Source organism: Bacillus sp. AFS077874 (assembly GCF_002566505.1).
Lineage (GTDB): Bacteria > Bacillota > Bacilli > Bacillales > Bacillaceae_G > Gottfriedia.
In genome coordinates this window covers 133145-149289 of sequence record NZ_NUYF01000014.1, presented here as the reverse complement: position 1 = coordinate 149289, position 16145 = coordinate 133145, and the positions used below count along the sequence as shown (strand labels likewise).

General features: G+C 32.7%; 13 protein-coding genes. 2 read left to right on the top strand and 11 right to left on the bottom strand.

The annotated features are described in order from the left end of the window. Positions 1–5: 5 nt before the first annotated feature. From aceB to COJ46_RS17020, 7 genes are all read right to left on the bottom strand, one after another. Positions 6–1592 carry a malate synthase A gene (gene aceB / locus COJ46_RS17050; RefSeq protein ID WP_097973728.1) on the bottom strand — a complete coding sequence of 529 codons (1587 nt, stop codon included), beginning with the start codon at positions 1590–1592 and terminating at the stop codon, positions 6–8. A gap of 283 nt (positions 1593–1875) precedes the next feature. Further along, positions 1876–3153: a M48 family metallopeptidase gene (locus COJ46_RS17045; protein WP_097973729.1), complete on the bottom strand. Its 1278-nt coding sequence runs from the start codon at positions 3151–3153 to the stop codon at positions 1876–1878. 165 nt (positions 3154–3318) lie between these two features. Continuing rightward, positions 3319–3792, bottom strand: coding sequence for a toxin-antitoxin system TumE family protein (locus COJ46_RS17040; protein WP_097973731.1), 474 nt, complete (start codon positions 3790–3792; stop codon positions 3319–3321). After that, positions 3776–4537 carry a MerR family transcriptional regulator gene (locus COJ46_RS17035; protein WP_097973733.1) on the bottom strand — a complete coding sequence of 254 codons (762 nt, stop codon included), beginning with the start codon at positions 4535–4537 and terminating at the stop codon, positions 3776–3778. The genes COJ46_RS17040 and COJ46_RS17035 overlap by 17 nt, the downstream gene beginning before the upstream one ends. 271 nt (positions 4538–4808) lie before the next feature. Next, complete coding sequence (locus COJ46_RS17030; protein ID WP_097973734.1) at positions 4809–6341, bottom strand: fatty acid--CoA ligase family protein; 1533 nt, start codon at positions 6339–6341, stop codon at positions 4809–4811. Between the two features lie 148 nt (positions 6342–6489). After that, positions 6490–7479, bottom strand: coding sequence for a lipoate--protein ligase (gene lplA / locus COJ46_RS17025; protein WP_097973736.1), 990 nt, complete (start codon positions 7477–7479; stop codon positions 6490–6492). Positions 7480–7489: 10 nt separating this feature from the next. Continuing rightward, a complete protein-coding gene (locus COJ46_RS17020) occupies positions 7490–8224 on the bottom strand; it encodes an MBL fold metallo-hydrolase (protein ID WP_097973737.1) in 735 nt (244 codons plus the stop codon). 180 nt (positions 8225–8404) lie between these two features. Here COJ46_RS17020 and yhfH point away from each other — a divergent pair, with 180 nt between their 5' ends. Beyond that, on the top strand, positions 8405–8536 hold the full coding sequence (gene yhfH / locus COJ46_RS17015) for a protein YhfH (protein WP_097973739.1): 132 nt from the start codon (positions 8405–8407) through the stop codon (positions 8534–8536). A 141-nt stretch (positions 8537–8677) separates the two neighbouring features. Here the strand turns inward: yhfH and hemY are convergent, their stop codons facing one another. The 4 genes from hemY to COJ46_RS16995 form a co-directional block, all read right to left on the bottom strand. Further along, positions 8678–10099 carry a protoporphyrinogen oxidase gene (gene hemY, locus COJ46_RS17010; protein WP_097973740.1) on the bottom strand — a complete coding sequence of 474 codons (1422 nt, stop codon included), beginning with the start codon at positions 10097–10099 and terminating at the stop codon, positions 8678–8680. Between the two features lie 27 nt (positions 10100–10126). Then, a complete protein-coding gene (gene hemH / locus COJ46_RS17005) occupies positions 10127–11059 on the bottom strand; it encodes a ferrochelatase (RefSeq protein ID WP_097973742.1) in 933 nt (310 codons plus the stop codon). Between the two features lie 23 nt (positions 11060–11082). After that, positions 11083–12126: a uroporphyrinogen decarboxylase gene (gene hemE, locus COJ46_RS17000; RefSeq protein ID WP_097973744.1), complete on the bottom strand. Its 1044-nt coding sequence runs from the start codon at positions 12124–12126 to the stop codon at positions 11083–11085. Positions 12127–12527: 401 nt separating this feature from the next. Then, positions 12528–14663 carry a transglycosylase domain-containing protein gene (locus tag COJ46_RS16995; RefSeq protein WP_097973746.1) on the bottom strand — a complete coding sequence of 712 codons (2136 nt, stop codon included), beginning with the start codon at positions 14661–14663 and terminating at the stop codon, positions 12528–12530. A 198-nt stretch (positions 14664–14861) separates the two neighbouring features. On the opposite strand from COJ46_RS16995, the gene COJ46_RS16990 reads away from it, so the two are divergent. After that, positions 14862–16061, top strand: a complete 1200-nt coding sequence (locus COJ46_RS16990) for a M20 family metallopeptidase (protein WP_286133434.1) — start codon at positions 14862–14864, stop codon at positions 16059–16061. Positions 16062–16145: the final 84 nt, after the last annotated feature.

Genomic DNA, 16145 nt, shown 5'->3' with positions numbered 1-16145 from the left:
TAATTTTATAAAAAGTTATATCCTTTTAAAGTCAGAAAGTCAGCAAATTCATCGTTGCTAATTAACTCATCAAATAATCCAATTGCTTCATTAAATCGTTTTGCTTCAAATTGTTCTTTCCCAATTTCTAGTTGAAGCTTCATCATTTCTTCATTTTTTAAAGAATCCACTAATTGTAAAGTAATGTTTGTACCATCCTCTAAAACACCTTTTTCATGACGCACCCATTGCCAAATTTGCGCACGCGAAATTTCAGCAGTCGCAGCATCCTCCATTAAGTTGTAAAGCGGCACCGCACCTCGACCACTTATCCATGCTTCAATATATTGAATCGCAACTGTTATATTTGTTCTGAGACCTTGTTCCGTAATAACACCACTAGGAATCTCTAAAAGATCCGCCTCAGTTACATTAACATCCTCACGTTTTCTATGAATCTGGTTTGGTGTAGGCATAAATCGATTAAACTGTTCAAGAGCTACAGCTACTAAACCAGGATGAGCTACCCAAGTTCCATCGTGTCCATCCTTCGCTTCACGCTCTTTATCTTTTCTTACCTTTTCAAACGCAACTTCATTTCGCTCTTTATCATCTTTAATTGGAATTTGAGCTGCCATTCCTCCAATTGCTGGAGCATTTCTACGATGACAAGTTTGAATAACTTTTTGAGAATATGAACGCATAAAAGGTACTTCCATTGTCACAACAGATCGATCAGGTAAAATAATTGATTTGTCGTATCGCATCATTTTTATAAAACTAAAAATATAATCCCATCTGCCGCAATTAAATCCAGCTGAATGATCCTTTAATTCATAAAGTATCTCATCCATTTCAAATGAAGCAGCAATTGTTTCGATTAATACAGTTGCTTTAATCGTTCCAACAGGTATATTCAATTCATTTTGAGCAAATAAAAAAACATCATTCCATAATCTTGCTTCCAAATAGCTTTCCATTTTTGGTAAATAAAAATAAGGTCCAGTGCCATTTTTTATTGCTTGTTTCGCATTATGAAAGAAATAAAGTCCAAAATCTACTAAGCTACCAGACATATTTTCACCATTTACAGTGATATGTTTTTCTTCTAAATGCCAGCCTCTTGGTCGAACTAATAGTACAGCTGGCTTCTCTTTTAACTTATATGTTTTTCCATTTGAATGAAGTGAAATTGTTCGATTCACAGCATCTCTTAAATTAACCTGACCAGAAATTATATTTTCCCAAGTTGGAGAAGTAGCATCTTCAAAATCAGCCATGAACACAAACGCATCAGAATTCAATGCATTGATAATCATTTTTCGATCAACTGGTCCTGTTATCTCTACTCTTCGATCTTGTAAATCCTCTGGAATAGGTGCAATTGTCCATTCACTTTCACGAATGTGTTTTGTTTCCTCTAAAAATTGGAGCTTTCCCCCATTTTGTAAAAAACACATTCTTTCTTTTCTGTTTAATAACAGCTGTTGTCTACGTTGATCAAATTTCAGATGTAATTGCTCTAAAAAACTTAATGCTTCAGTCGTAAGAATGTCAGTTGAACCCTCTACATGATTACCTAGAACTTTGATTTTTGAAAGCTCAGTTGTCATATGATCCCTCCATTCAGTTATATAACAGATATTGATTACTTATGTTATTATATAACAGTATATTCGGATTTGATATTAAATTCTGAAAATATTTCTAAAAGAATTTTCGACAGCTTAACTTTTTTAATAAGATCACCTCAGTAAAAGTTTTAGAGTAAAAAGTTGTTTTTTACTAAAGGTTTCTAATTCTTCAAATAAGATTTTTCATACATAATACAAAAAAAGCTTGTAGATATTGGTACATAACCAATCATTCTACAAGCTAAACATTCAATAATTAACTCTATTTATTGTTGATTCTTTTTTCAGCTGCCTCTAAATACCTCATTCTTTCCAACATTGTTGGATGATCATATCTAAACAATTTCACTAAAAATGGTGGATTTACTTGAGACAAACTGTTTTTGGATAACTTTTGAAACGCTATAATCCCCGATTCCGGATCATGTGTTAGCTTAACTGCATATAAATCTGCTCTTTTCTCGGCACTTCTTGAAAATGCATTTGATATCGGATCAGAAATAAAGCCTACAATTCCACTTATGATCAAAAATATGGTTAGGATGACGGCCATTTTATCGGTTGAATGACTGCTCCTACTCTTTGATAGTACATACTTCAATAATAAATGAATGATAAACAGACCGACTAAGCTACCTGCTAGCATACCAAACATTGATTTATAGATGTCTTTGTGGACGTAATGTGACATTTCATGAGCCATGATGAACATAATTTCATCTTCAGTAAGCCCTTTAAGCGTTGTATCCCATAATACAATCCTAGCGTTTTTACCTATACCAGTAACATATGCATTATATGTAGTTGTCTTAGTGGACATATTTACTTCATATACCCGATGTGCAGGAATATTAGCTTCTTTAGCAAGGGTAATAATTTTCTTTTCTAAATTTTTATCTTTTAATGGGTAGAAATCATTATATAAGGGATCAATTACTACAGGCTGAATAAATGTTAAGAAAATCGTAAAAGGAATACTTAATAGCCATGCAGTGAGCCACCATTTCTTTGGCTGTTTTTTGATTAACAAATACACAACATACATCACAAAAAACATCATTGCAAAATTTATCCAAAAACCAATCATTTCATCCTTCATCCAGGCATTAAATGATTGAACAGACAAACCGTATTTCGTCGATAATTTAAATCGATAGAAATCAATTGGAAATGAAACGATATATGTAGCGACCGATACAAAGAAGAAATATAAAAAGACTTGTATAAACTTAAATCTAGTCAACTTAGATAATGAGTCACCTAATCTTTCAATTGATCCACTTAATAATAAAAGTGATAATACAATCCAATCAATCGGCAAGGTAATAAAGTAAAGAACATTTTTTAAAGTGCTATAACTAGAACTTAAATTAGCTTCCTTATGATTCATGAATGTATGTGGATCTACAAATGTTCCTTTATATTTTGAAGGTAGGTCAGAAGTCGTAAAAACATAAAAGTATAACAGGACTAAAATGATATAAACGAGATAGCCTAGACAGATGTATTTGGTTAATTTAGATTTAGTTGCTTTTTTCATAAAATCTCCCCCCATTCTATATTATCAACTTTGTCCAATTTTTTAGAACTTCAACCTGTTATATTTTTTAAATACTGTAGATGAAGTAGAAATGAAATTACTACTAAATATAGATATAAAAAATAAAACCACGACTAGTATATCGTAGTTTAGAATAAACATTTCTCACTTAGGATTTAAATGTTTTTCTCTTATTTTCTCATACACATGGAGCTTGATAAAATCTAATACTTTTTGCAAGCACTTAAATTCTTCATCTTTTTTTCGAGCTTTTGCTAGTTTATCGAATCGATCTTGTCCGATATGTAAGTGGAAAGGATCAAACTCTTTTACATCCTCTGGTGCTTCATCGTGATGGTAATGGTTGTGAAATTTCATAATCGCACCAGCACTGCTTTCCCAATCATAGAAATAAGCTACAATTTTATCTGTTTTTTTATCTATGTATTCAATACATTTTAAATCAGGAATGTCTGATTCGAACATAAATTTTATCCTTTTAGCCTGACAATACACATTAGGACCAAAGTGTTTGGGGATATCAGTACTCGGGATATTTTGAATTTCTCGAATTATATCTTTATAATATAATTCAATTAAATTAAATTTTGTTCTTTCATTCTCAATTGTTTTCTTCATTTTTTGCTCTGTTTAAGAAGAAAGACCACATTGATTTATCTGTATCCTCTTCTGGTGTTAATTCGTCCCATTTTTTATTTCCAAATACTTCTTCAAACGTACCTTTGTACTTATTTATAAAGTGCTCATTATACAGTCTAATTTGTTCTTCTTCTGTCCCAACTGAGAACTCGCATTCAAGCATTTCTCTTTCTTTTTGATCCTTATAATATGCTTCAGCAATATCTTTTAACTTTAAACGAACTCCAGTTGGAGCATCGAATAAAGTGTTTGGATGAAATCGTAGTTTTGCATTGGTATTAGAACGCTCAACACTAATAACTCGTCTATCCTCATTTTCAATAAGAAATTTCCCTTCCTTTACCCAATTATTAATTGTTGTTATGCTTACATACAAAAATTTTGCTAACTGGCCAGTTGAATATCCTTGCATTTCTTTTGGTAATCTTTTTGCAACTTTAGGCTTTACTGCAAATTTTCTTTGAGGGTTCTCAACAGAATCGAAAGCTAGAAGCAATAACTCAGAGAGCATTTTTTTATTTTCTATTGATACTGCTGAATTATAACGTTGGTTTGATGAAGATCGATTTAACTCGACAATATTGTTCATCATTTTAAAAAATGCTATTCGAAAATCTTTATTTGAAAAACATTTCGAAGCCCATTCCTTAAAATCCATATCTTGTAATTCTAAAGCAGACTCTTGAAAAACTTTTTTATCTTCTTTAGTTAATGGCATTTTCATCACCTCTTGCCTCCATTCTATCAATAACTGCAATTAACTGCAATTAACAAAAACTAACTAAAAACTTATTAACTATTCTTATTTTATAAATAAGAATATATACCTCTAAATAATTGAGTACAAATTTCTTTCTAATACGACTTATTAAACTAAATTAACAATTATATGTGAAGGTTATATTGCAAAAAAAATCAAGCTGCAACCCCAGAGTTTTACTTCTTTTAAATAAAAAAGTACAACCCTATTCGGGTTGTACCTCAATTCCCTCAATTTATTGTCTAACTGAATCTTTCAACGCTCTTCTAAGTATTTTACCAGTTGCATTTTTTGGTAGCTCTGGAATGAACTCTATTGATCTTGGTACTTTATATTTGGCTAAGTGTGCTTTGCAATATTCTGTCAAAGACTCCACACTTAATGAAGGATTTTTTAAAACAACATAGGCTTTTACACTTTCACCAAAATTATCGTCTGGTAATCCAATCACCGCACATTCAACAACATCTGGATGATTATAAATTACCTCTTCAACTTCACGAGGGTATACATTATAGCCGCCAACAAGAATCAATTCTTTTTTGCGATCGACTATATAGAAATAACCATCTTCGTCTATTCTTGCTAGGTCACCAGTATATAACCAGCCATCTCGTATCGTCATTGCTGTTTCTTCTGGCATATTATAATAACCTTTCATTATATTTGGTCCGCGGACGATTAATTCACCTACTTCACCAACTGCTACTTCTTCACCAAGAGCATTTACAACTTTATTTTCTACATTGCTAATATTTGTCCCAATTGAACCTGCTTTTCTCGGACGGTCTAATGGATTAAACGTCGTAACAGGTGACGCTTCTGACAATCCATAGCCTTCTGAAATAATAACATTAAATTTCCTCTCAAAATTCTCTAAAAGTGCAACAGGCAATGAAGAACCACCCGAAATGCATAGTCGAATTGACTCAAAGTCTTCTGTTTTTCCTTCAGGGAATTGATATAAGAAATTATACATTGTCGGCACACCTGCAAATACAGTTGCTTTGTATGTACGAATAATATCAAATATTTCTTTTGGGCTAAATTTAGGCACTAAAATAACAGTAGCTCCATACATTAAAGGCGCGTTTAAAGCTACAGTTAAACAAAACACATGGAAAGCAGGTAAAGTTGCAATGACCTTTTCTGTATTTGAAAAGCTTAAGAAGTGTCCAGCATCCATGGCATTTGAATATAAGTTTTTATGCGTTAACATAGCTCCTTTTGGTTTTCCTGTTGTACCAGAAGTATATAAAATGACTGCTAAATCGTCATCATGTAATTCAGGTCCTTTGAAATCTAGATCTCCAAGTCCAACTACATTTGTAAACGATTTCAATTTATTGTTCTCAAATTCATAAGGATTTTCTTGTTTTGTTTCACAAATAATGAAGTAATCGATTTTAGGAAGAATCGGTGAAGCTTTTTCTACTAGTGGAAGAAATAAGTCTAAGGTGATAACTGCTTTTGCGTCGCCGTTTGTTAATATGTATACTAATTCATCTGGTGCATATAGAGGATTAACCGGTATTACAGCCGCTCCAACCTTCAACGCACCATATAGTGCTATAATAAAATGAGGAGAATTACCAACAACTAGAGCTACTTTATCTCCCTTTTCTATTCCTAATTTTGAGAGGCCACTCGCAAATTTCGTAATATAAGTCTCTAGTGTTGAGTATGAAAATATCTGCCCTTCAAAGATAATAGCAGAATGTTCAGGATGCCTCAAAGCTGATTGTGACAGTGTTTCAACTAAATTCAAGAAAAACTACCCCCTTTAAATATAAAAATTTAAAATATTCTAAATATATTATATTGCTAGAAAACAATTCTGACAAGTGAGAAAACTAGCACTTTTTAGACTTCTAATTTTTTAACAAACAAAAAAAGAGTAGTTTCCTACTCTTTTTTTAAAATAATAAACTCATAAATTCTTCTTTCGTTACATTACCAAAATAATGGGTAAAATTAACTTCATTTAGCTTATTTTCAATCACTTGTTGATCAAATTTACTACCAATCAGAAGCTGTTCTATATCAGATACATCTCCTACCCCAAAGAAGTCACCATAAATTTTAACATTCTCAATGATTCCTTTGTTTACATCTAAACGAAGATCAATCGAACCAGCCGCAAATCTTTTACTTTGTTGGATATTGCATTTAGGAGATTTTCCAAAATTCCAATCCCAATTTCGGTATCTACTTTCTGCAAGTTCTTTAATATTTTTTATATCTTCATCTGTCCATTCGTATCGCTCTATTTTCCCATGTTCTTTAAAAATAGATTGTAAAATTAAATCTTTAAATTCTAATATTGTTAAATCGTCTTTTAAAAATTCCTTAATGTTCGCAACTCTACTTCGGACTGATTTAATTCCTTTAGATTGGATTTTTTCTAGCTTTACATTTAATGCATTTACAACTTCATCTATATCACTATCAAACAACAATGTACCATGGCTAAACATTCTACCTCTAGTAGAAAATTGTGCATTACCTGAGATTTTTCTACCTTCTGCTAATATATCATTTCTTCCACTAAGTTCAGCATTCACACCGATTTCCTTCAATGCCTCGATTACGGGCTCAGTAAACTTTCTAAAATTATGAAAGCTGTCACCATCATCTTTTGTAATAAAACTAAAGTTAAGATTCCCTAAATCATGATATACCGCTCCACCACCAGATAATCTTCGAACTACATGGATATTATGATCATTTACATATGAAGCATTAATCTCCTCGGCAGTATTTTGATTTTTACCAATAATGATTGATGGCTCATTAATATAAAATAAAAAGTATGTATTTTCAGGATCTAGATTTTTTAGCGCATATTCTTCCATCGCTAAATTTAATGTTGGATCCGTTATTCCCCTATTATCTAAAAATAGCATATGTATCCTCCTATAATTTTGATTTCCATTCAAAACCTGTATAAGCTAAATGAACAAGTCCATTATAATACTTTTGGGCTTCACTTATTAAATCTTTTGTATTTCCGCTATGAGGAAGATGTGATAATAATAATTCTTTTACATTCGCCTCATTTGCAATTGTTGCAGCATCTTTGCTGCTCATATGCCCTACTTTGGCACCATCTTGATGTTCATACATATTACAATCACTTATAAGCAAATCCGCGTTGGAAGAAAACGGTATGAAGTCTTCCGTATAGCTTGAATCAGCTGTATAGACTACTGAGTGAGTTGCTGTTTCAATTCGCATGGCAAAACAATCTACAGGATGAACTGTCTTAATAAATCGAATAGTAAATGGACCTAAGTCTAGAGCTTCATTTGGATTATATTCATATCCTTTTGTTGCTTCTTTATATGTTAACGAATTAAATTTTACATTATCAAAGTTATGTCCGTATATAGGTAAAGCAAACTTATCCTTTCCAGCGTTTACAAGTTTGAAGTATTGTAGTACTCCTATATCTGCAATATGATCATGATGATAATGTGACAGGATTACAGCATTTAAGCTTTTAGGATCTATGTAATTTTGTAATGTAGCTAATGCACCCGAACCACAATCAACCAATAGATTAAAATTTTTGGATTTAAATAAATAACATGAAGTTGCTTCACCTTTACCTGGATAGCCGCCCCAATAACCAATAACGGTTACTTTCATAAAACAAACACACTCCTTTAGATTTATTATTTCTATGAAAATTTAAATTTATAAGCTTGTCCTTACTGTTTTAAAAAAATAGGCGTTTAGATTATTTTTTTAAAATTGTACTAATACAGATTGACACAAAATATGTTGTAGTAATACAATACTAATAAGTTAACTAAAGGAGAGGGTAACATGCTTGTAAAAATGTCCGAATTTTTAAAACTATTACCAAAGAAAATATGTAAACACTGTAATTCGACGATTGAAGAACAACATGATTGCTACAGTAACACTTGTTCAAATTGCTTAAAAGATAGTTTTTAATTGAAGTCTTTTAGGTTCAGCAATTTTCTTAATGAAATGATTAAACATATTATTAGTACAGAGGCATAATAAAAAGAGCAACCTAAAAGTATCGATCTACTTTTTTGGTTGCTCTATTCTTTACTAATTGTTTTAAAAGCCTTAATAGCTTCGAACAGCTTGTTTTTCATGTGCAAACAAGTATTCAATTGTATCTGAAACTGCTTTCTCACCTTGATCTATACAGTCTGGTAAGCCGGACCCATAAAATGAGCAACCAATTACCGATACACCAGGCATTTCTTTTTGTAAATATTGTTCCATGTTTTTCGTACGCTCTTTATGATTAATCGTATATTGAGGCATAGCATCTTTCCATCTTGAAACAATATAAAACTCAGGTTTTTCAGTTATATCCATCGTTTTTCTTAAATCTTCTAATACAATTTCAACAAGTTCTTCATCTGTTTTATCGACTATTTCCTTATTGTAAGGTCGTCCAACGTAACAACGTAATAGAACTTTACCTTTTGGACAAGCATGTGCCCATTTTTTATGAGTCCAAGTACACGCTGTTATATTATAGTCATTATTACGTGAAACAACAAAGCCTGTACCATTTATATCCTTCTTAATTGCATGCTCTGGAAATGCAAGTGCAACATTCGCAACCGACGTAGAAGGAACTTTTTTGAAAGGCTCAAATACAGGTTTATTATTAAATAGTTGTGGAATGAAACGATGAGGTACAGTAACGATAATGGAATCTGATTCTATCTTTTCATTATTGCTAAGTACAATCTCATATTTTTTTCCAATTTTATTTATATTAACTACTTGTACACCTTTTAAAACTTCCTCTTGGTCTAACTCTTCTTCAATTCGTTCAACAATTGTTTGAAGACCTGTACTTACAGTCTGGAAAATTCCTTTTCTCGGACCTTTTGATTTCTTCACAGGCATCTCTTTTTTCATTCCTAGAACAATACTTTGATGTTTTTGTTCAATTTGGAAGAATTGAGGGAACGTTGCCATTAAACTCATTTGATCAATGTCGCCTGAATAAATACCTGATAAAAGGGGTTCAATTAGATTCTCAACTACTTCATTACCTAGTCTTCTTCTAAAAAATTTACCTAATGACATATCCCCTTGGACATGTGTTTTTGGTAATACAAAATCTAAACCTGCACGAATTTTTCCTGCAGGTGAAAATAGACCAGAAAAAATAAAAGGCTTGATTTGTGTAGGAATCCCCATGTTTGAACCTTCTGGCATACCATGTAATTTATTATGGGCTAATACATATGATTTTCCAGAAGAGTTAAAAACGATTTGATCTTGGATCCCTAAGTTTTCAGCTAATCGATATGCACTCTTTTTCCTTGCCAAAAATGAATCAGGGCCACGCTCAATAACAAATCCATCTTTTCTAATTGTTTGGATTTTTCCTCCAAGCCTTGATGAACCTTCAATTAATTGAATATCAATTGGAAGATTATTTTTTAATTTTTCTTGTTTTAAATAGTAGGCAGATGTCAATCCAGTAATACCGCCACCAATAATGACAACCTTCTTATTCACTTCTTTACCTCCTATTTCAAAACCATATTATTGTTCGTTTAATTTTCTTAATACAACGGTACTAAGCCCACTTATAAATAATGGATCCGTATTAGGCATCGGTGGACGAACATATGCTTTTTGAATTTCATCCGTTACTAGTTTACATTCTATATCATTATCATATAGTACTTCTAAATGCTCACTTACAAATCCTAATGGTAAGTATACGTAAGTTTCAAAATCATAATTTTCATCCAACTCACGTGTTAAATCTTGTACATCAGGTCCAAGCCAAGGGTCTGGTGTATTACCAGCACTTTGCCATCCTAGAAAATAATGACGAATATCAGATTGCTGAACGACTAACTCGGCAGTTTCCTTAAGTTGCTCTGGGTATGGATCTCCATAGTTAAGAATTTTTTCAGGTAAACTATGCGCTGAAAAAATAAACGCCGTTTTGACACGTTGCTCTTCATTCATTGGTTCAAGAATTGCTTCTACTTCACGAACCCAATATTGAATAAATCGTTCTTCTTTATACCAATCATCTACATGGATAATTTTTGGCCCGTCTATTTTTTCTGAATGATTTGTAGCACGTTCGTTATATGACTTCACACTAAACGTAGAATAATGTGGTGCAAGTACGATACTAACTGCTTTTGTTATACCATCCTTTTTCATTTCATCTACTGCATCTTCAATGAATGGTTCAATATGCTTTAGTCCAATGTACATTTTGAATTCTACTTTGTCTTGGATCTTATTTAAATCTTCTTCTAATGCATTTGCTTGTTCAATTGTTATTTTTGCTAAAGGAGAGATTCCTCCAATTGCACGATATCGTTCTGTCAGTTCCTCTAGCGCCTCTGGTGAAGGCTTTCTACCTCTACGAATATCTGTATAATAACGCTCAATATCTGATTCTTTATATGGCGTGCCGTAAGCCATAACTAATAAACCGATTTTTTCTTTCATGTCATCACCATAGTCCTTTTATATTAAGCTTTAACCCTTGATGAATACTCATGTACAAAACTTGTTAATCGTTTAAGAGTATCAGGATTTACTTCAGGGAATACCCCATGACCTAAGTTGAAAATATGACCTGGATTTGCCATACCCTCATCTAATATTTCCTTCGCACGTTTCTCAATTACTTCCCATGGTGCTAATAAAAAGGCAGGATCTAAATTACCTTGAAGTGTTTTTGTAATCCCTAAAGAGCGAGCTTCAGTAATAGAAGTTCTCCAATCAAGCCCAATTACATCTACAGGTAGTTCATTCCATTCATGAATTAAATGGCTTGCTCCAATTCCGAACATAGTAGTTGGAATATGATCTGCTTTAAGTGCTGTAAAAATCTTTTCCATGCATGGTTTAATATAAATGCGATAATCATTTGCATTCAAAGCACCAACCCATGAATCAAATAATTGAATTGCACTTGCCCCTGCTTTAACTTGTGCTTTTACATATTTGATCGTCATGTCTGCTAAATGATCCATCAAAGCAAACCATGCTTCTGGCTCAGCGTACATAAATGATTTTGTTTTATTATAGCTTCTAGATGGTCTACCTTCGATCATATAGCTAGCAACTGTAAAAGGTGCACCTGCAAATCCAATTAATGGAACAGAAAGAACCTCTGTTGTTAATAATTTAATCGTCTCATAGATATAAGGTAGTTGCTCTTCTGGATGAATATCAGTTAACTTTTTTACATCTGCTAAAGAACGAATAGGATTGCTTATTACCGGTCCTACTCCTGATTGAATTTCTACGTCTACTCCAATTGCAGGAAGTGGAGACATAATATCTTTATATAAAATAGCTGCATCAACATTATATTGGTCCACTGGTAGCGCTGTTACGTAAGCGCATAATTCAGGTTGATGAGTAATTTCAAATAAAGAATATTTTTCTTTTATTTTTCGGTATTCTGGCTGAGAACGCCCTGCTTGTCTCATATACCAAACTGGTGTATGCGTTACTTCTTCTCCTCTAATCGCTTTAAGAAATGTATCGTTAAAATCTCTTTTCATCCTTCAAAGTCTCCCTTTCACTTTTCCAAACTCTACTATTAAATATACTGATTGAACCATTAATTGTATAGAAAACTCGAATTTTGACACATAATGTTCACTGATTTTACTATTTTTCTCAATTAATAGGTCTATTTTACTACCAGACTTTTCCCATTAAAAATTATATCAAAATATGTCTAAAATATCGAATTAATAATCTTTATTTATTAAGACTTTTTATAAAATTAAGGAGTTTTATAATTCTTTTTTTAATGTTCGGTTAATCGTTATCTCATCGTTCAATCTTCTTAATCTCTTTACTATTTTTTAAAGAGATACAGTTTTTACGAACATAGCTTTAATAGGAAATAAAAAACTCCCCTTCAAATCATTTGATAAGAAGGAGAGCCTTAAAATGTCTATTCCTTATTTCTTATGTTGGGTTTGACAAGTTTAGACCTCTCACCTTCTTCTTTTGTTTGAGGATTGTACGGTACTACATAATAAGAAGGGACATTAAATACATTTACAAAGGAATCTTTGTACTCATCTAAACCAGTAACAGTATCTATTAATTTCTCTTTTCCATTCTTCACTCGATAGATTCGATATTGTTGTCTGTGGTCAGTTGGTGCATTCCATTTAATGACGACAGTGAATAATCCAAATGGAGAGAATGATACTTTTGATTGAACATTAGAAATAGGCTCTAAATTTATCGGTGATTCTAAATCGTCTATATTTTTTGGCTTTTTAAATTTGGTAGAGGGTTCTCTTCCTGCTTCACTTAAAATCTTTTTAAATAAAATGGTTGGATATGTACTACCATTTCTTAGAAAATGGTTTGTATCTGTTTTATCATATCCCATCCAAATTGCGCCTACTACATCTGGTGTGTAGCCTACAAACCAAGCATCTTTGTTTCCATTTGTTTGGCCAGGTATATTTGTAGATCCGGTTTTACCAGCTAAATCACCAGTAAAACTTCCTCTACTAGCTGTCCCTTCATTTACAACACCTTTAAGCATCTTTGTCATATACCAAGAGGTTTGTGATGAAAACACTTTATATTCCTTAATCTTAGCTTCAGCAACTAATTCATTGTTCCGATCATAAATTGCATTAATAACAAAAGGTTCTAATGCATCTCCATCATGATCAAAGGCACTATATGCTTTTACTAGCTCTAATGGTGTTAAACCAATCTTAAGTCCTCCAAGCGCCATACTTAAACCTTGATCGGGAATATTCAAATCCATTTTTTTTAAATACTCTTTTGCATTATCAATCCCAATATCATTTAATAACCAGACTGCCGGCACATTTGCTGACTCTATTAATGCATTAAACATCGAAATCGTTTTCGTATAAACTCCATTATAATTCTTCGGTTTATAGTCTCCTAACGCACTCTGTTCATTTGGTAATAAAGAGTACGGATTATAGTTTCCCGTTTCAAGCGCTGGCGAGTAGACAAGTAATGGCTTCATTGTTGAACCAGGCTGTCTTTTCACGTTAATACGATTTAGACCTTGAAAATAGTAATTTCTACCCCCAATTGCTGCCTCTACTCCGCCTGTTTCGGAGTTTATTAATACGAAGGCTCCTTCAGCATTTTGATCAGTTCCCGGAAAATAGTTTCCATTTTTAAAATATTTATAGGCGGTTAATTGTGTTTTTTTATGGATAGGAACGACAACTTTGTATCCACCATTTAAAAGTTGGTCATAAGAAATGCCATATTTCTCTTTTGCTTCTTTTATAACCATATCAATATATGTAGCATATCCGTTTTCAAATTTTTGTTCGGTAATATGTAATACTGATGGTTTACTTTTGGCATTCTGATACTCAGTTTCAGTTATATAATGCGTATCTAGCATTTTATAAAGAACAAGATTCCTACGCTCTAAAGATCGCTCTGGTTGTGTAACTGGATCATAATGAGATGGAGCTTTTAATAAGGCTGCTAACGAAGCACTTTCCTCAATGGTCAAATGTTTAACATCTTTCCCGAAATAATATTTTGCAGCTCCGCCTATGCCATATACCCCGTGACCGAAATAAACCTGATTTAAATACATTTCTAGTATTTGATCTTTTGTATACTTTCTTTCTAGATTAATTGCTATTATTACTTCCTTTGTTTTTCTCATAAATGTTTTGTCGTTCGTCAAAAAAACATTTTTTGCAAGTTGTTGAGTAAGTGTACTCGCACCTTGTACTTTACTAAATGCTTTTATATCATTTACTATAGCCCGAAAGATTGATTGTGTATCAATTCCATGGTGCTTATAGAAACGTTCATCTTCAATTGAAACTACTGCTTGTTTAGTATAATCAGGTATATCACTAATTGAAACGATTTGATGGTTTTCATTATATAGCTTTGATACAAAATTCCCCTCTAAATCTACCATTTCCGATGATGAATGGACGACTAACTTATCTTCATCTATAACATAATTACCTAAGAAAACGATTAGTAAAAATCCAACAAAGCTAATTAACAGGACACCTAACAGTCCTATTGCTAAATATCCCCATTTTTTCAATTATTTCACCTTCATTTCTCTTACCATATAACAAATAGTATATCCATTTATTCCCATGAATAAGTCATTATTTCCTTTTTTTCGATGTATATTTCCTTGGAAATACATTTTTCGTCATTTCTTAATTGAAGATAATTTTGAAGGATATCAATTACATTTCTTGAATAGGTTATATAGATAGGTAAGTAGGAGGGTGAAATAATGTCAGATTTATTTTCTTTATTAGATTCATATTATCCGGAAATGGTATCTACTCGTAGATACCTACATGAAAATCCTGAGCTTTCATTTAAAGAATACGAGACAGCAAAATACATTCAAAACTTTTATCAACAATTAAATATTCCATTCAAATCAAATGTCGGTGGCAATGGTGTTGTTGCCACAATTAATGGTCGTAATCCTGGAAAAACAATCGCTTTACGAGCTGATTTTGACGCATTACCTATTCAAGATGAGAAAAATGTTCCTTACTCCTCAAAAGTGCCTGGTGTTATGCATGCATGTGGTCATGATGGTCACACTGCTACACTATTATATTTAGCAAAGGCACTTCATGAGCAAAAAGATTCATGGGACGGTAAGGTTGTCTTACTTCACCAACATGCAGAAGAATATGCTCCGGGTGGAGCAATTTCTATGATTGCTGATGGTTGTTTAGACGGTGTTGACGAGGTTTATGGAACCCATTTGTGGGCAATTGAAGAATTAGGAACAATTGGTTATCGAAAAGGACCAATCATGGCAGCTGCTGATCGTTTTTCAATCACAATCCAAGGTCAAGGCGGTCATGGTGCAGAACCCCATCGAACAAAAGACAGTATTGTAATCGCTAGTCAACTTGTTATGGCACTTCAACAAGTTGTTAGTCGGGAAACAAATCCAATTGACACTGTAGTGTTATCAATCGGAAGTTTCGAAGCAAAAAATGCTTTTAATGTAATCGCCGATCGAGCAACCTTAATAGGAACGGTTCGTACGTTCAAAAAGGAAACACAAGAAAATGTAAAAAAACAAATAGCTAGAATCATTAAAGGGATTTGTCTAGCAAATGATGTTACATACGAATATAAGTACGATGATGGATATCCTCCAGTAGTAAATCATGAAAAAGAAACTGATTTATTAGTTAAAGTAGCCGAATCAATTGATGAAGTTAGTCAATTAAAAGAAATGGACCCTAAGATGGGCGGAGAAGATTTCGCATACTACTTACAAAAATTACCAGGTACATTCTTCTTCACTGGAGCTAAACCTCCTCACGTCACAGAAGCATACCCTCATCACCATCCAAAATTTGATTTTGACGAAAAAGCAATGCTAATTGCAGCAAAAACACTAGGGTCTGTGACATTAACTTCATTGAAACAATCACAAAAATTAGTTGAACAAAAATAAAAAAAGGAGAACTTTTAGTTCTCCTTTTAGTATGTAGACAAAGTTCTAAAAACTTGACTTTCGGACTGATTGCAAGCGCTTGTC